Source organism: Lysinibacillus sp. NPDC093688, assembly GCF_050280145.1.
Lineage (GTDB): Bacteria > Bacillota > Bacilli > Bacillales_A > Planococcaceae > Lysinibacillus > Lysinibacillus xylanilyticus_B.
In genome coordinates this window covers 1-21,105 of record NZ_JBNNUX010000007.1, presented here as the reverse complement: position 1 = coordinate 21,105, position 21,105 = coordinate 1, and the positions used below count along the sequence as shown (strand labels likewise).

The 21,105-nt window shown below is 35.6% G+C and carries 18 protein-coding genes; 2 read left to right on the top strand and 16 right to left on the bottom strand.

Going from position 1 to position 21,105, the window contains the following annotated elements:
- The first annotated feature begins 110 nt into the window (after positions 1 to 110).
- Entirely contained in the window at positions 111 to 1,136 is a 1,026-nt protein-coding gene (locus tag ACQKN2_RS07905) for a DUF2332 domain-containing protein (RefSeq protein WP_427414480.1), read from the top strand.
- Between the two features lie 245 nt (positions 1,137 to 1,381).
- Here ACQKN2_RS07905 and ACQKN2_RS07900 read toward each other — a convergent pair whose 3' ends face one another.
- The 15 genes from ACQKN2_RS07900 to ACQKN2_RS07830 all read right to left on the bottom strand — a co-directional run bounded on the left by ACQKN2_RS07900 (position 1,382) and on the right by ACQKN2_RS07830 (position 18,775).
- Entirely contained in the window at positions 1,382 to 2,440 is a 1,059-nt protein-coding gene (locus tag ACQKN2_RS07900) for an LLM class flavin-dependent oxidoreductase (protein ID WP_427414479.1), read from the bottom strand.
- Positions 2,441 to 2,454: 14 nt separating this feature from the next.
- Positions 2,455 to 3,396, bottom strand: coding sequence for a ring-cleaving dioxygenase (locus tag ACQKN2_RS07895; protein WP_427414478.1), 942 nt, complete (start codon positions 3,394 to 3,396; stop codon positions 2,455 to 2,457).
- A 53-nt stretch (positions 3,397 to 3,449) separates the two neighbouring features.
- Complete coding sequence (locus ACQKN2_RS07890; protein ID WP_427414477.1) at positions 3,450 to 3,893, bottom strand: MarR family winged helix-turn-helix transcriptional regulator; 444 nt, start codon at positions 3,891 to 3,893, stop codon at positions 3,450 to 3,452.
- Positions 3,894 to 4,000: 107 nt separating this feature from the next.
- Positions 4,001 to 4,621 (bottom strand): sporulation-specific diadenylate cyclase CdaS, encoded by a 621-nt coding sequence (cdaS, locus tag ACQKN2_RS07885; RefSeq protein WP_427414476.1) that lies wholly within the window; start codon positions 4,619 to 4,621, stop codon positions 4,001 to 4,003.
- A gap of 980 nt (positions 4,622 to 5,601) precedes the next feature.
- Positions 5,602 to 7,254, bottom strand: a complete 1,653-nt coding sequence (locus ACQKN2_RS07880; protein ID WP_427414475.1) for a M20/M25/M40 family metallo-hydrolase — start codon at positions 7,252 to 7,254, stop codon at positions 5,602 to 5,604.
- 29 nt (positions 7,255 to 7,283) lie between these two features.
- Positions 7,284 to 8,006 (bottom strand): amino acid ABC transporter ATP-binding protein, encoded by a 723-nt coding sequence (locus ACQKN2_RS07875; protein WP_323646844.1) that lies wholly within the window; start codon positions 8,004 to 8,006, stop codon positions 7,284 to 7,286.
- Positions 7,981 to 8,676, bottom strand: a complete 696-nt coding sequence (locus ACQKN2_RS07870; protein WP_323646845.1) for an amino acid ABC transporter permease — start codon at positions 8,674 to 8,676, stop codon at positions 7,981 to 7,983. Before ACQKN2_RS07870 ends, ACQKN2_RS07875 begins: the two co-directional genes overlap by 26 nt.
- Positions 8,677 to 9,010: 334 nt before the next feature.
- A complete protein-coding gene (locus ACQKN2_RS07865; protein WP_427414615.1) occupies positions 9,011 to 9,793 on the bottom strand; it encodes a transporter substrate-binding domain-containing protein in 783 nt (260 codons plus the stop codon).
- Between the two features lie 70 nt (positions 9,794 to 9,863).
- Entirely contained in the window at positions 9,864 to 10,610 is a 747-nt protein-coding gene (locus tag ACQKN2_RS07860) for an SDR family NAD(P)-dependent oxidoreductase (protein WP_427414474.1), read from the bottom strand.
- Between the two features lie 18 nt (positions 10,611 to 10,628).
- Positions 10,629 to 12,206, bottom strand: coding sequence for an aminomethyl-transferring glycine dehydrogenase subunit GcvPB (gcvPB, locus tag ACQKN2_RS07855; protein WP_427414473.1), 1,578 nt, complete (start codon positions 12,204 to 12,206; stop codon positions 10,629 to 10,631).
- Positions 12,207 to 12,228: 22 nt separating this feature from the next.
- Positions 12,229 to 13,617: an aminomethyl-transferring glycine dehydrogenase subunit GcvPA gene (gcvPA, locus tag ACQKN2_RS07850; protein ID WP_427414472.1), complete on the bottom strand. Its 1,389-nt coding sequence runs from the start codon at positions 13,615 to 13,617 to the stop codon at positions 12,229 to 12,231.
- A 23-nt stretch (positions 13,618 to 13,640) separates the two neighbouring features.
- Complete coding sequence (locus tag ACQKN2_RS07845) at positions 13,641 to 14,462, bottom strand: SDR family NAD(P)-dependent oxidoreductase (RefSeq protein WP_427414614.1); 822 nt, start codon at positions 14,460 to 14,462, stop codon at positions 13,641 to 13,643.
- Between the two features lie 375 nt (positions 14,463 to 14,837).
- Entirely contained in the window at positions 14,838 to 16,223 is a 1,386-nt protein-coding gene (locus ACQKN2_RS07840; RefSeq protein ID WP_427414471.1) for a sigma-54 interaction domain-containing protein, read from the bottom strand.
- Between the two features lie 552 nt (positions 16,224 to 16,775).
- Positions 16,776 to 17,006 (bottom strand): acyl-phosphate glycerol 3-phosphate acyltransferase, encoded by a 231-nt coding sequence (locus ACQKN2_RS07835; RefSeq protein WP_349661459.1) that lies wholly within the window; start codon positions 17,004 to 17,006, stop codon positions 16,776 to 16,778.
- Positions 17,007 to 17,344: 338 nt separating this feature from the next.
- Entirely contained in the window at positions 17,345 to 18,775 is a 1,431-nt protein-coding gene (locus tag ACQKN2_RS07830; protein WP_427414470.1) for a DHA2 family efflux MFS transporter permease subunit, read from the bottom strand.
- A gap of 169 nt (positions 18,776 to 18,944) precedes the next feature.
- Between ACQKN2_RS07830 and ACQKN2_RS07825 the strand changes: the two genes are divergently transcribed.
- Entirely contained in the window at positions 18,945 to 19,478 is a 534-nt protein-coding gene (locus tag ACQKN2_RS07825) for a TetR/AcrR family transcriptional regulator (RefSeq protein WP_427414469.1), read from the top strand.
- Between the two features lie 528 nt (positions 19,479 to 20,006).
- On the opposite strand, the gene rnz is transcribed toward ACQKN2_RS07825, so the two are convergent.
- Positions 20,007 to 20,939, bottom strand: a complete 933-nt coding sequence (gene rnz / locus ACQKN2_RS07820) for a ribonuclease Z (protein WP_427414468.1) — start codon at positions 20,937 to 20,939, stop codon at positions 20,007 to 20,009.
- Between the last annotated feature and the right edge of the window lie 166 nt (positions 20,940 to 21,105).

Genomic DNA, 21,105 nt, shown 5'->3' with positions numbered 1-21,105 from the left:
TTAATTAATGTTTATAATCAACTTCATTAACTATATTTAATTTACTAAATTATCCAATAATAATAAACTTAAAAGTAGATCGATTACTTTTACACAAAGGGGAGAATCGTATGTTAGCTAAATTAAGTAAGCAATTCCGTACTTTTGCAAAAAATGAATGTGAAAACTCAAGTCCACTGTATGAACATTTAGCCAATAAGATTGCTGATGATGAAGAACTATTAAAACTTGCGACATTTATACCTCAAGGGCAACCTGTACCTAATTTATTATTAGCTGGTGTTCAGTATTTGCTGTCATCATCTAAAGGCGATTTAGTTCATTTTTATCCATCTTTAACGGCATCACCCAAAGCAATTAATGAGGTTTTTCCTGTTTTTAAAACATTCGTTTTGTCCCATTCAGAAGAATTAAAGACTTTATTTCAAGAAAAACTTGTTCAGACTAATGAAATTCGCCGTTGTTCCTACCTTTATCCGATGATGACAGAAATTTATGAACGCCACAAAAAACCATTAGCTTTACTAGAAATCGGTGCAAGTGCAGGACTTCAACTTGGAATGGATCAATACAATTACTGCTATAATCAACAGCATCACATAAACAATTCTAATAATGCTTTCGTTTTGTCCTCAGAAAATCGAGGACAGCCGCTTCCAGCTTCTATTTCAAATTCTCCAGTTGTTTGTAAGCGAGTAGGCATCGATTTAAATCCTATTGATATGCATAATGAAGAAGAGCTCCGATGGCTCCAAGCATTAATCTGGCCAGAGCATCAAGAACGCAGACTTTTGTTAAATCAAGCGCTCCCTATTTTAAAAGAGCTCGATTTACAACTGATAAAAGGAGATGCCATTAAACTTATAAAAAAGATTAGTAGTGATATTAATGAAGATGCGATGTTAGTTGTTTACCATACACATGTGGCAAATCAAATACCTATGGAGTTACGCCTTGAATTAATAGAGCAATTAAAAGAGATCAGCATAGAACGACCTCTTTACCACTGTTATAACAATTTATTTGATATGCAACTGCATCAAGATTTTATTGATCAAGGAGAAATAGAATCTATACGTATAATGGAACGCCCTGATGGTCATGCTCGATGGTTCAAGTGGTCCAACCAAAAATAAAAATTGACACAAAAAAACGCTGCATAAGATTTCCCTCTTATGCAGCGTCATGTTGATAAAAAACTATTAAATCATTGAAATTAAGTTTTCTATTTTTAAAGTATGGCTCTCCGGCAAAACGAGGGGGTGATTTCCGTTCCGGCTTGCGCTCCTGGGTCACATCTGTGACGCTAATCTCCAAGGAGTCACCCCGCCTCCACTCCAATCAACCACTTCATTAAGCAAGTATCATATGGCACATCACTCTAATTTTTTGCAGTATATTTTTTAATCGCAGGTAGAATATCGTTCCCTATAATCTCAATGTTTTTCATTAATTTATCGAATGGCACACCGCCAAAATCAATTTGTGCCATAAATCGTTGCATGCCATAGAGCTCGTATTGATATAGTAATTTTTCAATAATTTGTTCCTTACTTCCGACCATTAAGGCGTCGCGTGTATCTGTCGCTTCCGCAAATTGTTGCTTTGGATAACCGGCGCCACGAATTGCTTGGAATCCACCATTTAAATGTGGGTACATCCCTTCTAGTGCCTCGTTCGTCGTATCCGCAACATAAAATAGGCTTGCTGTAGCAATCGGTAACTCTTTCGGATTGAAGCCACTTCGCTCAGCTGCTTCTCTGTAGGCATCAACTGATGGCTTAAAGTTCACAGCTGAACCACCTAATGTCGTTAACATCATTGGAATGCCCATATAGCCTGCTTTAATAGCACTAGCAGGGGGGCCACCGACAGCTCGCCAAATTGGCAACGAGCCATTTTTAGGTTGTGGCATAATTTGCGCATTGTGGAGTGGCGCACGGAATTGTCCTTCCCAAGAGACAAGCTCATTGTCATTTATTTTTTTCAGTAGCGCTAATTTTTCTTCAAAAATGTCTTCATAATCCTTTAAATCAATGCCTAGTAATTGATATGCACCTACTCGAGAGCCACGACCAGCAACTATTTCTGCACGTCCATCTGAGATTAAATCAATCGTTGCAAAATCTTCATATACACGTACTGGATCAGAGACACTTAGTACCGTCGCGGAGCTTGTTAGTTTAATTTTTGATGTAGCTTGTGCGATCGCTCCTAAAACAACCGTATGTGCCTGTGTAGTAAAGTACGATTGGTGACTTTCGCCTACACCAAATACATCAATACCTGCTTGTTCTGCAAGCTGACTTGCTTCAACTAGCTCTTGGATTCGTTGCTGAGCCGAAATTCGGCCACCTGTTAATGGATTCGGAATATGATCCCCTAATGAATAGAGGCCAAATTCGATGCCTTTCGATTGATCAATGCGGTATTTTTCCATGATTAAACCTCTCCTTAATCTAGTGGTTCTAAATTAGCTTCGATTTCTGCACGTTTTTCTTCTAGAAATGGTGGAAGATCAAGTTCTTTACCAAGATCCTCTACTGCGGAATCAACAGTAAACCCTGGACCATCTGTCGCCATTTCAAATAAAATTCCATTACGGTCTCTAAAATAAAGACTTTGGAAATAATAACGGTCCACAATGCCAGTACTATCAAAGCCCCGCTCCTTAATTTTGGCATCCCACTCTTGCAATTCCTCCACTGTTCCGACACGTAGTGCAAGATGATGAATACTACCACGACCAGGTTTCTCGCTAGGCCCTTCTAATTCTTTTACGACGATTTCTCCGACTACCTCACCAGGAATGGATTGCAATACTGCTTCTTGTTCACTTTCTGTAACAGCTGTGTAATTAAATAGCTCTTTTAATAAGCTTACTGTCCGTTGCAAATAACGAACTGTCATTTCAACTGTACCCATCCCTAAAATGCGATGTTTCGCTGGGATATCAGAGCCGTCCCATGGTTGCCAATGCGCAGGTGTTTCGTGACCATGATTATTTAAAAGCACCATTCGTAACCCTTCATGATCCTCAAAAAACAATGCATCTTTACCTGCATATGTTGTCATTTCACTATGTTCAACCTCTAATTCTTGAAAACGATTTTTCCAATATAACAGACTGTCATAGCTTGGCACTAATAGTCCAATACGTGTAATGGCATTTGTTCCTCGAACTGTCCGTCCTGCTACGGGCATTTCAAAAAATGTTAATTCTGTACCTGCAGCTCCTGTTAAGTCTCCATAAAATAAATGATACATAGAAGGCGAATCTTGGTTGACTGTTTTTTTCACACGACGTAAGCCGAGAATTTTTGTATAAAAATCATTATTACGTTTACCGTTTTTCGTTAGCATTGATATATGATGATGACCACTTAATTTGTTCATGAATGTTTCCTCCTCATTTTCACTTGACTAAGCAAGTGATGTTGTAAAAAAAATCACACTGGCGGTAATTTTTTTTCACGACTATGCTTCTCTAATTTTGACATAAATGTATTTAAAGTTTTCATTTCTTCTGTTGTAAATACTTCTTCAAAAAATGAAGATTGAAATTGTAGCTGACTTGGTGTTGCCGCATCAATCATCTGCTCGCCTTTAGCTGTGAGCGAAATTGTTTTGGTCTTCCAATTTTGCTTGCGTTCAATAAGTCCCTCTTTTTCAAGACGAGCAAGCATCCGAGACATACCACCTTGCGACACTGTCACTTTTTCTGCTAACTGCGATTGCGTTAACGGTGCATATGTCTTTATTTGTATTAGGACATCAAATTGTGCAGTCGTTAAGTCAAAGCGCTTTAAAAACTCATTGGATAGCTGGTTGCTTTGATTTGTAAAGCGCATCATCCGAATCCATGTCAGTGATCCGAGCGTGTGTTTTCGCATTGCTTCCTCCCCCTTTCATCATCACTTTACCACGCAAGTGATAAACAAGCAAGGAAAATATCTCGAATTCAAGATAAAAAATAGTGAGAAGCCAGTGAAGCCTCACACTATATAATGCCATGCGTCGTAATCGGATATAAGTTTCCTTTAAAGGCAAAAGAAATTCTCCCTGTTTCTTCAGACACTACCATAACAAGCGCATCACTTACTTCACTTAATCCTAATGCTGCTCGATGTCTAGTGCCTAATTTCTTTTCCCCCGTATGTCTGTCTGAAAGTGGCAGTACATTTGCTGCTGACTGAATTAGATTTTGGCTAACTAAAACTGCGCCATCATGAAGCGGATTTCCAGGAAAAAAAATAGATTCTAATAAGGAATGCGTTACTTCTGCACCAATATGAATACCAGACTGTATAAGAGATGCTAGAGAATCTTCTCGTTCAATCACAATTAGTCCACCGTGTCTTCTTTTAGACATGTTTTGTACGCAATGCGAAAGCTCAGGATATTTTTCAGTAAACGGGGAAAGATAGCAATTTAAATAAAATGTTGCAGCTTTCATTTCAATCGTTAAAAACTTCTCTTTAATTTTTTCAAAATTCCCAAGAAGACAGTTTGCATCAGTATCCATCGCTTCAACGCTTTGCTGTAATGATTTAATGACCTGCAGAAGCTCATCCTTTAACGTTTGTTTCATTGGTGAAAAATCGCAATTTGTTGGATCCAAAAAAACACCCCGCTTTTCAAATTTATTATGTATTTATTTTTTAGTTTCTCTAGATGGAATTATTTTATTCGTCTTTTATTCGTTTATTCATCTTTTACAGTTTTCCCATCATGTATGATTTGTTGTAGATAGATATTTCATTATGCCAATGTAGCCTTCTTTAAATGAATAATCTTATTAACACCACAAGAGGAATCGTGGAATTAATTGTATTTCACGAAAATTTTTTAAATCTATTTTATAGTTTTTCGTACTATATCTTTGACAGACTTTATAAAAAGAAAGGCTGTTTTCGTAAACTTTGTTGCTATTTAATTATGGTATAATTTAGAAAAATGATAGGGGGGGTAATCTTATTAATTTTATAAAACCAGTGGACTTCATTTTTATTTTGGCTTTTACACTCTTATTCGTTTTAGACTATTTCCCTAATCTTCCACTTACAGACTCTATTCCAAAAGGTGTTCTTATCGCCCTAATTTCAGGACTTTTTATATTTAATCTGATATTCAAGAAGTACAGAGACATAAACAATAAAGAAATACTACAATGGCAAATTTTTTCGACCATCTATATCCTATTAATAATGGGGATACTTACGATTTTAGGAGGACAATCATCTTCTGGCATATCCTTCGATAATGGGATTTTATGGATCATCTTTTTGATTGCACTGTTTGATATTTTTTCTCAATATAAGAAAATAAAAAGGACAGAAGCATAGGTGTTCAACTTATGTACCGTAAATTATTAACTGTAAAATAATATTTCAACGTACCGATTAGTTTGATACAATGGAGTAGAATTTACATCAATGATAGCTACAACACAATTACTCAAGCAATGAAAGCGATTCAGAGAGCATGAAAGACAGCTACTAAATCAACCGTTAATAAATTTTAAAGAACAAGGGCTTTACTACGAAATAAAGTAAAGCCTCTTCTTAATGCAGGAACAGGGATTATCATGGCAGATAATAGCTAATGTTCAAGTAACTTATCTATTACTAGTTTCGTTAAATTAGGCATTATTTCCATTGTATATTTTAATTCTGTTCTTTCGTATCTGTTATGTGCGTCATAACCATATGGTCCGATATTAATTGCTGGAATATTTAGGTCTCTAATTGCATTATAGTCTACAAAATGTTTTGTTCCCCAACTTGGGTTATTGTTAATAACTGATTTTATGCTTTCTTCATCGTCATTTATAGCTACACAGCTCATGTCACAAATATAAGGGAAATAATTTCTCTGTACGATTGGCTTATTATAATGTGGTTGGACTTTTGCAATAGCATAATCTAAAGCTACTAATAGATTTTTTTCTTTTTGATTTTTTCCAGTCACCTCGACGCGTGGTGAATAGAGTGAAGAATAAAAAATAATGATAGCAGGGCTCTTGTCCTTTGCCCATTTCCATGTTTCTTCTACTACTCTCGCTGAAAACATGCGTACATCTAATTCTTTATTTTTTAATAAGTCTTCTTTAAATCTCTTCATATGCTCTTTGTAACTATCACCAGATTGAGAAACAATCGATTGTTCTAGTTCTTCATAGAATAACACCCTAGTTTCCCATGGTAATTTTGTATATTCCTGTTCGCTAATTTCACAATACCTTTTATAATGATTATTTAGATTTTTTACTACATTATTAAATGCAATTTCAGCTTGAATCTTTAGTTTTTCAAGAACATCTTTAGGAGACCATGACTGCACAAAGAAGTTATAATATACATATGAAGCAAGTGCTGTTTGAACTGTATAAGTTTCTTTAAAATCCGTTTGCTTCAACGTTACTGGTGGCATAGGTGTTTCACCTAATGATTTATCGCATAGCTCCGGATTATAGGCAATTTGTCTAGTTAACTCTGCTGCAATATAGTTAGGATCAAGTCCTTCAAAGCTAGACCCCACATGACTTTCAGCTCCGGTGATATAAAAAGATGGAAGAAGCTTCCCAACACTGCCTTTATAAATATATCTATTTTCATCCTCTTCATACCTAGGAGCAACAAAATCAGAATTAATTAATGCTTCATATTCGAATCCATATTCTTCCTTAATTTTTTTCAAATCATTTAATCCCGATAATACCCCGTGCGAACTATCCTCCTCGTCACACTCAGCAAAGAACACAATATTTCCTTTCAATTCTTCAGGGTGTTCTGAATAATACTTTAATAGATAATAATTGCTTGCAACACCGCTTTTCATATCTAGTGTTCCTCTGCCAAATAACCATTCATTCGATTCCAAATGCTTTTTTACTAACGGAGGAACCTTTTCATGTTTTAATGCTTCTTGAAGATCATTAGGAAAACATGCTTTCTCTTTCAAGCTATTATAATCATCTATTCCTACCGTATCCGTATGTCCCATTAATACAACTGTTTTATCACTACTTCCTTTTGTACCTCTTACAAAAGCAAATACGTTATATCTCTCAACCTCATCATCTACCGTTTGTGAAGTAAACACATAGTCTGGATTTTTTTGAAAGTATGGTAGGTTAGAAATTGTTTTAGCAAGTGATTTTGATATATCGATTTCACCTTCGGTATTTACTATACTTTCAATTTTCACAAGATCATTAGTAACTTTTAATACCTCATCATACGTTTTTAACATGAATACCAACCCCTAACTTAAGATAATAATTATAAAACCTGTTGTAAAAACCTAACTGTTCTCTCTTCCTTTGGGGTTTTAAAGAACACGGCAGGAGGTCCTTCTTCAATTATTTTTCCATCAGCTAACATAATGACTCTATCCGCAACCTCCTTTGCAAAGCCCATTTCATGCGTTACAATTACCATTGTCATACCATCTCTTGCTAAACTTTTCATTGTTTCTAATACTTCGCCAACTAATTCAGGATCTAGCGCCGATGTTGGCTCGTCAAACAGCATAACGCTTGGGTTCATAGCAAGTGCTCTTGCGATAGCAACCCGTTGCTTTTGTCCCCCAGATAATTGTTCAGGATAATAATTAGCTTTATCAGCAAGCCCAACCCTAGTTAATAACTCCATTGCATTTTTATTCGCTTCTTCTTTACTTTGTTTTTTCACCTGAATGGGTGCTTCGGTTATGTTTTGTAAAACACTTAAATGCGGAAATAAATTAAAGTGTTGAAATACCATGCCCATATTTTCTCTGACACTATTTAAATTAGTTTTTTCTATATCAATAATCTCATCGTTGATGCTTATAGTACCCTCATCTAATATCTCTAAAAAATTCATACAACGTAATAAAGTGCTTTTTCCCGAACCACTGGCCCCAATTAAAACAACTACTTCTGATTTATTTATCTCGAGGTTTATATCTTTTAAAACTTTCAATTTACCAAATGATTTAGAAAGCGACTTCAACTTTATCATGCTTTTTCCCCTTCCCAACATCCAATCTGCTTTCAAGCTTATTAAACAATAGTGTGAAGATTAGAACTAAAATTAAATAATATACGCCTACTACAAAGTATGTTTCTAAAGGCATGTAATTGTATGCTTGAGCAGATAAGGCATGGTTAAATAATTCTGAAACTGCAATATAGGCTACTAAAGAAGAATCTTTTAATCCAATAATGAATTGATTGGCCAATGAAGGAATTGCTCTCTTAAAACTTTGTGGTAAGATAATTCGTCTCATTGTTTTAAAATATGTCATTCCTAAAGATCGCCCTGCCTCCATTTGTCCCTTATCAATAGATTGAATGGCTCCTCGAAAGATTTCTGCAATATAGGCTCCAGAATGGATCCCAAGTGCAATAGCTCCAGCTGCAAAATCAGATAGAACAAAAATACTAGAAATACCGTAGTACAGGAACATAAGTTGTACGATAAGTGGCATACCACGAATAATAAAAATGTAAGCGTTAGCAACCATCTCTAATACCTTTATATTAGAAACCTTGAAGAAGGCAAAAATCAGCCCTATAACACAAGCAATTAATAGGGAGACAACTGTTAACTCAACAGTTAAAACAGTTGCTTTTAAAAATTCGACCCCATGTTTTTCGAATATAGATGCTATATTGACTAAAAACTCCATATAAATCACCTAACCTCTTTAAGTGTGTGGGTGTAGAAGGCGGACATTTATTTTGTCTTAACGTAAGCTAAAATCTGTTTAATTATGAAAAGCGCAAGTGCCCTGCTTAGCTCCGATAAGTGCTGACAGTACATGACGAAAGTATGCTCACACAAAGATAGATACCGAAACAATCTTAAAGAGGGCTTTGGCGATGAAACTAGACACTGTTCAAAGAAATTAAAATGAGTGAATTTTCAAACTATTTCACATAATCTCTTATCCAAGAACAAGTTTAATAGCCAATTCTAGTATGTTTCTATTATACTAGGCGCTTTTCATTTCCACAATTTGCTTATTCTAATAAATCTTTACCAAACCATTTTGTACTTATTTCTTTATAAGTTCCGTCTGCAACCATATCTGCAATTGCTTTGTTAATTGCTTCTAATAACACTTCATTATTCTTATTAATAGCTACTGCAATTTCTTCTCTTTTAAGTTCTTCTCCCACTGTTTGTATTTCTAAACCAGATTCTTTCATCGCCGTAATACCTACAATTTTATCTGTAATGACTGCATCTAAACGTCCAGGAGGAAGGTCTTGTAATGCATAGATCTCACTAGGAAATTCTTTAATTTTATCTGTATATTTTTTGGCATCTTCAACGTACGTACTAGCTTGCATAACACCTATAGTTTTCCCCTTTAAATCATCTAAAGATTTGATATCTTTGTTTTTACTTGAAATAAATACTGTTGCTCCAGAAATATAATATGGATCTGAGAAGTCAACCTGTTTTTTTCTCTCCTCAGTAGCTGTCATACTCCCAATAATTGCATCATATTTCTCTCCTCGTAACCCCTGAAGGATCGTTTCCCATGGATTTGTAACAGGGTTGGGATCAAGCCCAATTCGCTTTGCAATTTCATTGCCAATTTCTACATCGAAACCAACTAATTTTTCATTTTCCTTATAGTTTAAAGGTTTTAGTAAACCACTCATTGCAAATGTTAGCTTACCTTCATTCACCAATTTCATATCTGATGTTGCGCTATTTCCTTCTTGTGCTTTTCCTCCATTACTAACAGATGTATCCGTTTGTACATTTGAATCTTTTTCTGAACACGCAACCATCAATGAAACGACTACCACCAATAAAAAATAGAATAGACTTCTCTTCATAAAAACCCATCCCCCCTTGTGATTAAGCTAATTCTCCGCCATCAATGGCAATTGTTTGCCCGGTAATATAAGCTGATTCATCTGAAGCAAGGAAGGCATATAACGCCCCTACTTCTTTTGGATCTGCATGCCGTTTTAAAGGAATCCCTTCATTTACAACCGCTAACATCTCAGGTGTATACTCAGCCTTTTGCATCGGCGTTAATACATAACCCGGACATATTGTGTTAACTCGAATTGTTGGTGCCAGTTCTAATGCCATCGTTCTTGCTAAAAGATTAACACCTGCTTTTGAAGCGTTATAATCTGCATAGAATGGATGTCCCGTAACTCCGTTTGTAGATGCTGTCATGAGTATAACGCCTTTGCCCTGTTCAACCATGATTTTTGCGGCCCCTTGGGAAGTATAGAACACACCATTTAGATTAATATTTAAAACCTTATTCCATTGTTCTGGCGTAATATCGAGAAATTTAGAGCGAACGCTAATACCTGCGTTCGCTATAAAAACGTCCACTCCCCCTAAATCCTCTTTAATATGTTTAAAGACATCATTTACACTTTCAGGGTTACTAACATCTGCTACATACCCTTTAGTAATTCCAGGGTTTTCTTTTATCGATTTTTCAATACTTTCTTCATTAATATCTAAAATAGCTACTACTGATCCCTCTTCTACAAAACGTTGTGCTGTGGCTAATCCTATACCACTAGCCCCACCTGTAATAACAACCCTCTTCTTTTCTAAACTACTATGCCTCGATCCCATTAAAACACCCCTAAGATTTTAACTTGTTATTTCCGCCGTATTTTTCACCTTTTCTTGATATACCCTCCATGAAGTACACCATTTAGCAGGATCATCTAAATAATCTGCTTCGATTAATTGGTGAATTGTGCTATTTTGCGGTGCATTTTTAACAACTTCTGGATTTTCATACGCTTCCTTCGAAATCTGCTCAAGTGCATGGATATATTCGTCTAAGTCTGCTTTAGAATAGGATTCTGTTGGTTCTAGTGTAAATGGTTGTGGCACAATATATGGATGATGACTTGTCCAATAATGCAAACCAAAGTCTGTCATACGACGTTGTACATCCTCTGTTGTTACACCTGTTTCTTTCTCCAGTTGCTCCCAACTATAACGAACCTGCTCCAGACGTTGTCCTTGTACATAAGGTACACTTGCGCCACGAATTTTCGATACTTTACTATATAAATAGTTATTATTTAGTACAGCGATTTCTGCCACTGCTTTAAGTCCCTCTTGTCCTAATGCTCGAATCCATGCATAAGAACGTAAGATGGTTTGTGCTACTCCGTGGAAAGCACGTACTTTTCCAATGGAGTACTCTAATTGATCATTTAATACGTATTGATCACCATGTTTTTCGACAATGGGTCCTGGTAAATACGGTTTTAATTCCTCTGTTACTCCTAATGCACCCGTTGCTGGTCCCCCACACATGTGTGGCGCTGCGAATGTCTTGTGTAAATTAAAGAAACACATATCGAAACCTGCTTCTTTTGCACGTGTAATTCCTAATAACCCGTTTGCATTCGCTTGATCGTAGTAACAGATACCACCAGCATCATGGACAATTTTTGTGAATTCTTCAATTTTCGAATTGTAAATCCCTGTATCTTCTGGGTTAGCTACGACAAAGCCAGCAGTTCTTTCGGATACAACTTCTTTTAACTTTTCAATATCAGGGAATCCATTTTCATCTGGGTGTAGGGTAATAATTTTATAGCCCTTTACAACTGCCGTTGCTGCTTGAGATGGATGAGAGAAAATGGTTGTAATGATTTCATTACGTTGATCTCCCTCACCTTTAACTTCAAAATACTTACGTACAATCGATGCCATCGCAAACAGTGCTTGTGTACCACCACTCGGTTGGAAAGAGAATGCATCCATACCTGAAATCTCACGCATCGCTAAATCCATATTATGAATGATTTCTAACATACCTTGTACAGTGCTAATATCTTGTAGTGGATGTAATTCCGTTATTTTGGTATTACGAATTAATAACTCGTTAATTTTTGGAATGTACTTCATCGTACAAGTGCCTTGCCCGATTTCCACATTAAAATCCGACCCTAATGTTTCTTGTGAAAGACGAACATAATGTCGTAAAACACGTGCTTGCCCGATTTCTGGTAAGTTTGGCTTACTTGCTCGCTTTATATTTTTCGGTAAAACTGAAACACCATCTCCCACTACATCTACAACTTCCTGGGAAGCTTGCGGTACTTCAACTCCAACTTCACCAGGCTGATGTAGTTCGAAAATAATAGGCTCATTCCACTTAGCTTGATGAAAATCTATATTTACAGACTGTCTTTGAATTTTTATCATGTTAATACTCCTTTCTATCCCATTATTTCGTAACAACTTTTGATAAAACACTTACTAGTTTGTCGATATCTTCTTTGGTATGCACTTCAGTTACGCAGCAAAGCGCAGACTGACCATATTGAGGAAACTCTTTCGATAGATCCTTCCCTCCGAAAATCTTGTGTTCTAATAATTGTGTATTGATTTCTTCTACAGTTAACCCTGTATCATTAAAGTCGATAATAAATTCTTTGAAAAATGGAGATGTGATTCTTGAACCTCTAATGTACTTAATTTTATTAAGTTGCATCACTGCATACTGACTATTTTGCATAATTGCTTGACCTAAATCGTACATACCGTTTGGTCCCATTAGTGATAAATAAACACCTGCTGTAATGCCCCATAGAGCTGTTTGCGTACCCACTGATTCTTTACCGTTTTCTCTATCTGCGAAAGACGTACGGTCATACGCAATGTCACCAAAACCATACTCTCCTTCTTTTACAGTCGGAATAATACCAAATAATCGAGATGGGTATTCATTGATGAATGTTGGATCATTATGTGTCGCAATGAATCCAGCTTGCCCTCCGCTAAAATTCATATGCATACCTAGTGGTTGAAGGTCTCCACATACAATATCAGCGCCATATTGACTTGGGGGTGCAAGTATTCCAAGAGAAATTGGATCTACTCCTACTATCATTTTTGCACCGTATTTTTTTGCAAGATTTGAAATTTCTTGGCCTTGTGATTCAATAAATCCTAGGTATGATGGGTTTTCAAAATAAATCGCTGCAACATGATTCGATAATTTTTCTTCTAAATCGGCTAAATCCATTAACCCTGTGTTAAGATTAAAATTCACTTCTTCAAATGTTAATTGAGGTGTACCATAGTTTGTAATTATCTTTTTTCTCTCAGGGGACACTGTATTAGCAAGTAAGACACTGGAACGTTTGGTAATACGACTAGCCATACGAATCGATGTAGCTGCAGCCTGTGCCCAATCAAATGTTGGGACATTAACTACTTCCATGTCCACAAGTTCTGCCATTAGACTTTGGTATTCAAATAAAGCTTGGAAACGACCATGATCTTCGTAAGGTTCCCCTGCATAAGCGGTTAAAAATTCTGCTCTTTGATTCACCTCATCACATACTGCTGGTATAAAATGTTGCCAACAACCCGCTCCTAAAAAGTTAAGATATTCATTAGTACTTACATTTTTATTTAATAGCCCTTCAATATGTCGTCGTAACTCTAATTCATTCAAAGCTTTCGGGATATTCATCGTACCTTTATACTGTAATTTCTCTGGAATACAAGAATAGAGTTCTTTAATTGAATGCACACCAATTTCATCTAACATCTTTTGTTTAACTTCAGGCACCATATTTGGAATGTATGGATGAACTTTTTTACTCATTTAAAATACCTCCTTTATATTTTTTATGCTAAACCGCCACCATCAACGGTTAATGTAGTTCCTGTAACCCAAGCAGATAAATCACTTGCAAGGAATAATACCCCCTTAGCAATATCTTCAGGTGTTCCCAACCTTGCCAATGGTCTATCAACCGCCGAACTACGTAAAAAGCTTGATTCCTCTATATCTAGTTGTTTTGCCTCACCTCGAAGTAACGGCGTATCTGTATCACCAGGGCAAATACAATTTACACGAATGTTCTCTGATCCATGGTCAATAGCCATAGCTTTTGTTAAATTTACAACCCCTGCTTTCGCAGCACAGTAAGATGCTGCTTTGTCTCCACCTTTTAATCCCCAACCAGAACCGGTATTGATAATACTGCCACCACCATAGTTTTGCATAAGTGGAATTAAATATTTAGAAAGTAGATAAACACCTTTTAAAGAGACATTAATTACGGCATCCCAATCAGATTCATCTAAGTCCACCACTGTTTTTCTACGAATAATGCCTGCATTGTTAAAGAGCACATCGACTTTTCCATGCTTTTCGTCTATTAACTTCGCCACACTTTGGCAATCTTGTGAGTTCGTCACATCACACTTTACAAACTCAATATCTAAGCCAGCTGCTCGAAGTGTTTCTTCTGTTTCCTTTCCCTTTTGCTGATCGATATCGAGAATGATAGTTTTAGTCCCCACCTCACTCAGTAATTTAGCGGTTGCAAGACCTATTCCCGAAGCACCTCCTGTTACAACAGCAATCTTCCCACCTAATTGAAAGTAATCTAGCAAATAAATATACCCCCTTTTTTTTCTCACTATATATAAAGCAAATATCATGCCAAGTTTAAAAAAGTGGAGTTTGAGAGATTCATAAATAATAAATCCTTCATTTTTTGTCACATTTGTCAATTCAAATTCCATCTTTGACAAAAACGAGAATTTTTAAATTTTTAGTTATTTAAAGTTGCTATTGTAACGACATGCGGAAAAATATGTATTTCGAAGTTTTGTTACGAGAGATAACGATGGGGAATAATGGGGTTATAAATCTCTGTTCAAAAGCAGGAAAAGAGTTGAAACTTAATAATTGATAAATACAAATTGCTACAACGGTATCAGCTATCTATTAAAGATAAATCTGCGGTAGAAGAATAAGAGTAAACAATAAAAGGGATACTTCCGTATCCCTTTTCCCAGTTAGCGTGACTTTTTTTAATTACTTTTTAATTTTCTATAAAGAGTCCTTGTACTGATACCTAGCTCTTCTGCAACACGTTCCTTGCCCGCAGCATCATTTCCGTACTCAGATAGTTTTTGGTTTATTATTTCCATTTCCATATTTCTTAACAACTGAGGCGTTTCGTGAGAATTTTGCATTCTATTATGTTCGATAATATAACTTGGTAAACTTTCTTTAGTTAATTGCAAGGAATCTTCCATTACCATACTGTACTCTAAAACATTTTCTAATTCCCGGATGTTACCAGGCCAATGATAAGCATTCAATTCTTCTAAAAATTTATCTGAAAAATCCTTTATAAATTTACCTGTTTTATGCTGAACCTTTTCCAGTAATGTAGAAATTAAGTAATCCATTTCACCTTTTCTTTCTTTTAAAGGTGGCAAAGTTAAAGGAATAACATTTAATCGATAGTATAAATCCGCCCGAAACTCTCCCTTTTTCACCATTTCTTCTAAAGGTCTATTTGTTGCAGCAATAATTCTTACATTTACCTTTCTAGGCTCAATTGCTCCCACTCGGTAAATAAGACCATTCTGTAAAACAGTTAGTAGTTTAGCTTGAAGATGCAATGGTAATTCTGTAATTTCATCAAGAAATAAGGTACCTTTATCTGCAACCTCAAAAAATCCCTGTTTCCCTTTTCTCCTAGCGCCAGTAAATGCCCCTTCTTCATAGCCAAATAATTCACTTTCAAATAAAGCTTCTGGAATACTAGCACAGTTTAGCTCTACAAACTTACCTTTATGTGTAATACTGTTTGAATGAATATACTTAGCTAACAAACTTTTTCCAGTCCCCGTTTCTCCAGTGATGACAATTGAAGATGAACTATTTGCAATACTATTTAGTTTGCTTTTAATAAATTGAAAATGAGGCGCATCGCCCAATGAATATTTTGTGTCAAATCCCTTTTTTGTTTCAAATAATAAATAAGATCCTTCACTATTTAGTACATTGATAACAATTTCACCTAAACGAGCTAACCAGTATTGATATTTTTTTTGTTCAGTAGATAATTTTTTTTCACCCTCATCTGTAAAACTTACAAACGTTAAATAGCCAAAATGCCGACCGTCTTTGACTAAGTTCATAAGTATTTCTACTTTGGAAGGACAATTGTTTTGAAACCTACACCCAGAACATGTTTTCATTTTTCCAGGTCTCTGCACGTATTGAATTGGCTCAGAGTAGTACTTTTGAAAAAATGGTAAATGTACTTGCACTCCTTTTCGTTTTCTATATTCATCAGTGGCTATTAAAATTTCACCTTCTGAAGTAAAATAAGCTACTTCCACTTGTAACAAGTCTCCAAATATATTAATGATAGATTGTACTAACTTTTCACCATTTAACATAACATCGTCCTCTCAGACCATTTTCTTAATAATATAAATTTAATCTAAAAAGCTTTAGTATTTATTCTTTTTTAAGAAAATAAAAATCCCAGAATTCACATGTATATCATTGAGACATTGGAATTTTATATTGATATATCCTTAACGGCATTTGCTAATGGTATCCTTAAATGAAAAAATTTATTGTATAGAATTCACCACTTTCTATTATTTTGAACACACAATTTTTTCAAGTCACATCTACTTATTTCTAGAAGCAAGACAGACGTAGCTCCGATACTTCCACGAAACTATTCTCTATTAAACGCCTTAATTTCCAATTAATGTATCAGTTATAACGACTATATCAGACATAACATTCACCTCTAATATATAAATTTCGCAAAAAAGGTTTCGTACCTTTAAAAATCGTTCAACAAATACAGACATTATAAGTTGAATATTGTCTAAATATAAAATCAAAAAAAGAGCCATACAAAAGTTAAGTGGATGATTAATCACAAATAAAGTGTATCCATTAGCTTATCTAATGGATACACTTTTTGTTTTAGCTTACATTTGTCCAGCACGAATTTTCTTAATAATGCTAAATGTCGTGTAGGCAGCAGCCGGCGCAAGCACAAAAATAAAAATAAGCCAAACCGTTAAGTTGTCCGTAGCTTTTAACGTGTCATAATTAGAGATAACAAAAAAGATAAGTCCAAATAGTAATAAATAGCTCAGCACATTTGGAAAAATTACAATTAAACGCAATAGTGCTGGTGGCATTTTTTGCTGATTCATATTAAACCACTCCCCTTTAGTCAATTATACGAAAATCTACTATTAACTGCATTATTTTTCTCTACTATTCTAAATCTTCGTATTATATCTTTTCCTACATTGTATTTGGCCTTTTTTCACTTGATAGGTCGAGACAATGTAAATTAATTATAAAAATAAGAGCCTTGCTACATAATTGTAGTAAGGCTCTTCAGCTTGTCGGCAAAAGAATAAATATAAATTAATACGTATCAATGAACAAAGGTTGATTATAGCAATGATTAAAATGCCAAGACAGGCCTCACCACATTGACTTCTGGAGTAAAACAACTAAACTCCATTCGTTGAAATCTATACATTCACAAACTATTGTTTACTCTTTTTTTAGATGGAACAAATAGAGTCAAAACAAATGCGAGTATCGCTAAGATTGTCATGAAATAATAGGCATCACTTGAACCTAAAATGGAAGCAAGTGTACGTATACCTTGAGCCGTAGCATTTGGTGTTTCTACTAGCAGTGTTTTCGCATGGTTTGTCGTTTGTGCTGTGAAAATTGTAATGACGACAGCAGATCCAATTGCACCTGCCATTTGGCGTAATGTATTATTCACTGCTGTACCATGTGTGACAAGTGTCTTAGGTAAGGCATTCAAACCAGCTGTGTTCAATGGCATTGTGATAAAACTCAACCCTATACGTAGAAAAATGGTACGTATCATTAAAAAGCTATAGGTTGTTGTTTCTGTTAAATCAGTTACAACCCACATGGAAGGAATAACGAAAATCAAACCGATAATAAATAACGGTTTTGCACCAAAACGGTCATACATTTTTCCTGTCACTGGAGACATAAAGGCATTTACAAGAGCACCCGGTAATAATAATAACCCAGCGTCTAATGCCGTAAACCCTCTTCCATTTTGTAAATATATCGGTAATAAAATCATATCCGCATACATCATCATTGTGACAATAATGTTGATGATGGACGTTAGCGTAAATACTTTATTTTTAAAAACAGATAAGTTAAGAAGAGGATCAGAAGATTTCATTTGTCGAAGACAGAATATTGCCGTAGTCAATATCCCCACAAGTATAGTAACGATAACAACTGTATCATCCCAGCCATGGCTTCCTGCATTACTAAAACCATACAAAATAAGACCAAAGCCAATTGTTGATAAAATAACACTCACTACATCTAACTTCGTGTTTGCTGTTTCTGAAACATTAATTAAATATTTCATTGCCATGAATATAACGATCACGACAAATGGGATTATCCCGATAAATAACCAACGCCATGAATAATAATCTATAACGAAACCTGCTAAAGTTGGTGCAATGGCTGGAGCGAAAATCATAGCAAGCCCAATTAACCCCATCATACTGCCTCTTTTTTCAGGAGGAAAAATAAACATTACGATACTCATTAGCAACGGCATAATAATTCCTGCTCCAACCGCTTGAATCATACGACCTATTAGTAAAGTGGTGAAGTTCGGAGCTACTGCACAAAAAATAGAGCCTACTAATAAAAACAGCATTGAACTTATAAATAATTGGCGTGTTGAAAAACGTTTCATTAAGTATGCTGTAATAGGGACTAGCACCCCGTTTACTAACATAAAACCAGTAGCTAACCACTGAACGGTTGTAGCAGAAACGGAAAACACATCCATTAAATTACTTAATGCAACGTTTAACAGCGTTTGATTTAGAGTAGATAAAAAACACCCTAAAATTAAAACTGTTAATAGTACTTTTTTATTTATTGATTCCGACATTACATTCTTCCTCTTTCCACTTGTTTTATTAACACTATGTCAATAAAATAGATAATAACACGTTTATTTTTTGATTCCTATTTACAATTTTTCAAAAAGTGTCAATTAAACAACAAAATTAAAAATACTATTAATTAAATTTGTATTTAATAGATAAAGGAGAATTAAATTGACCACACACAAAAAGCAAGACCCACGAGCTATTCGCTCTAAACGGGTATTTAAAGAAGCTGTCGTAGATATATTAATCGAAAATCCAGATATTTCGAAACTTACAGTACAGAAAATAGCCCAACGTGCAGAGCTAAATCGGGCAACTTTTTATTTACATTTTATAGATATTAATGATTTATTAAAGCAAGTAGTTTACGATATTTTCGACGACTTGTTGTCGAAAATGTCTCCAACTTTACAAATTGATAATTTAAATAATCAAGAACAACTAATTACGTTTTTAGATTACTTTTATAAGCATAGAAAAATTTTAGCTGTACTATTTGAGCATCCTGGTTTCATTAAAAAAATGCATATGACATTAAAGGACTTGATTGTCATACAACGTAAAAGTGAAGGCGCTGATAGTACTCTATCAATGGATATTCTCGCCTCTTCAATACTTGGGATACTTATGTGGTGGCTCAGAAATGGGGTTCAATTTAGCTCCGAATATATCGCAAATCAAATTGTTGAATTATATCGATAAAAAAGCTCATTCAAAATAGTTGGTTATATAATTGGCATGGATTTTAACAATTTCAGCTCTACTTTTAATGAAGAGACAAAAAAGCTTGTTACGATTATGACTGTAACAAGCTTTATATTAATTGTTGTTGCTTTAGCACAGAAAACACTTCTGAATAAAGATAAAAGTACCTTTTAAATGAAGTGTCATTTAAAAGGTACTTTATGTTTTTGAATCACTTATGCCTCGGCATAAGTGCGTCCGGAATCGGCTTTGTGCCTAGGCCTGCACGAGGGCCGACACGATGTCGGTCATTTCGGTAATGCCACAGGACGTGGCGTTTTTACCGATGCAGGTCAGTTAGCCGTTATCGCATGGATGCGATGATTTTAGGCTAACATCCTATGCGAACTCCTTCCTGATTCCGTGACATCCGCCGGAGGCTTTAGGCCAACACGATGTTGGTCACTCAGTCGTTGCCACAGGACATGGCTTTCTTAGACTGAGTTCCTCTATTTCAGCGGATGTTCGGACACCCGCTGAAAGAAGTTAAATTAACATATTGTTATTCCATGTAAATATTGATTGATCAGATGTAAGGAAGGTTTGTGGGAAAATCTCCTGAGCATCTGCTAAAAATTCCGGTAAATCATGTGGTAAAAAGCGGGCACTTAAATGGTTTAGAAGTAAATAGTTTGCTCCTGCTTGTTGTGCCACCTTAGCCGCTTCAACATTTGTAGAGTGTCCATAGCTTGCTGCTAAATCTGTCGTAGTGCCATCAAAGGTCGCTTCATGAATAACGATATCTGCTCCATTAGCTAATGAAACAGCCTCTGGACAGTATTTTGTATCGCCTAATATCGTGAGCGTAAAGCCTTTTTTCGGCGGCGCAACAACATCTTTTGCATAAACTTTAGTGCCGTCTGCAAGCTCAATATCTTTCCCAGCTTTTAATTGTCCTAACATAGGACCTTTTGGAACACCTAGAGCCTGTGCTTTTTCTATTAGCAGTTCACCAGGTAAATCTTTTTGTTCAACACGGTAGCCAAAGCATGAAACTACATGTCGCAATTCACTTGCACTTACTGTGAATTGTTCATCCTCATAAATAATACCTTCATAGACTTCAACAAATTGTAATGGATATGTTAAGTGCGTCTTTGACAAGGCTAAGGTTTGCTCAATCCATTGCTGTAAACCTTGCGGACCAAATATCGTTAATGGTTCATCCCCGCCTTGAAATGAACGAGAGCTTAAAAAACCAGGTAAACCAAAAATATGGTCACCATGTAAATGTGTAATGAATATTTTCGTTACTTTACGTGGCTTTAACGATGTGTGCAAAATTTGATGTTGGGTCGCCTCCCCACAATCAAAAAGCCACATTTCCCCCACTTCATCTAAAAGCTTTACCATTAGGGCACTTGTATTTCGTTCCTTTGAAGGCATTCCTGCGCCTGTTCCTAAAAAATGTAGTTGCACATATGCCACCTCACTTCTATTTCTATCGCTTTATTGTACCCTATCGTTCACAATAAAAAAAACCTTTGGTCTGAACTGCTCCCCAATTGTTAGACACATCTAACAATTGGAGGTGCAGTTTTTTTATGGTCAAATATACTGCCGAAGATAGATTACAAGCTGTTGA

What these genes read in the sequence shown, in the direction of transcription:
- ACQKN2_RS07865 (WP_427414615.1), bottom strand. Translation starts at nt 9,793, where the DNA reads ATGGTTGCGTGTTCAGAAAAAGATTCAAATGTACAAACGGATACATCT.
- ACQKN2_RS07845 (WP_427414614.1), bottom strand. Translation starts at nt 14,462, where the DNA reads ATGATATTTGCTTTATATATAGTGAGAAAAAAAAGGGGGTATATTTAT.
- ACQKN2_RS07835 (WP_349661459.1), bottom strand. Translation starts at nt 17,006, where the DNA reads ATGAATCAGCAAAAAATGCCACCAGCACTATTGCGTTTAATTGTAATT.
- ACQKN2_RS07890 (WP_427414477.1), bottom strand. Translation starts at nt 3,893, where the DNA reads ATGCGAAAACACACGCTCGGATCACTGACATGGATTCGGATGATGCGC.
- ACQKN2_RS07905 (WP_427414480.1), top strand. Translation starts at nt 111, where the DNA reads ATGTTAGCTAAATTAAGTAAGCAATTCCGTACTTTTGCAAAAAATGAA.
- gcvPB (WP_427414473.1), bottom strand. Translation starts at nt 12,206, where the DNA reads ATGATAAAAATTCAAAGACAGTCTGTAAATATAGATTTTCATCAAGCT.
- gcvPA (WP_427414472.1), bottom strand. Translation starts at nt 13,617, where the DNA reads ATGAGTAAAAAAGTTCATCCATACATTCCAAATATGGTGCCTGAAGTT.
- ACQKN2_RS07875 (WP_323646844.1), bottom strand. Translation starts at nt 8,006, where the DNA reads ATGATAAAGTTGAAGTCGCTTTCTAAATCATTTGGTAAATTGAAAGTT.
- ACQKN2_RS07870 (WP_323646845.1), bottom strand. Translation starts at nt 8,676, where the DNA reads ATGGAGTTTTTAGTCAATATAGCATCTATATTCGAAAAACATGGGGTC.
- ACQKN2_RS07830 (WP_427414470.1), bottom strand. Translation starts at nt 18,775, where the DNA reads ATGTCGGAATCAATAAATAAAAAAGTACTATTAACAGTTTTAATTTTA.
- ACQKN2_RS07895 (WP_427414478.1), bottom strand. Translation starts at nt 3,396, where the DNA reads ATGAACAAATTAAGTGGTCATCATCATATATCAATGCTAACGAAAAAC.
- ACQKN2_RS07900 (WP_427414479.1), bottom strand. Translation starts at nt 2,440, where the DNA reads ATGGAAAAATACCGCATTGATCAATCGAAAGGCATCGAATTTGGCCTC.
- ACQKN2_RS07880 (WP_427414475.1), bottom strand. Translation starts at nt 7,254, where the DNA reads ATGTTAAAAACGTATGATGAGGTATTAAAAGTTACTAATGATCTTGTG.
- ACQKN2_RS07840 (WP_427414471.1), bottom strand. Translation starts at nt 16,223, where the DNA reads ATGTTAAATGGTGAAAAGTTAGTACAATCTATCATTAATATATTTGGA.
- ACQKN2_RS07860 (WP_427414474.1), bottom strand. Translation starts at nt 10,610, where the DNA reads ATGGGATCGAGGCATAGTAGTTTAGAAAAGAAGAGGGTTGTTATTACA.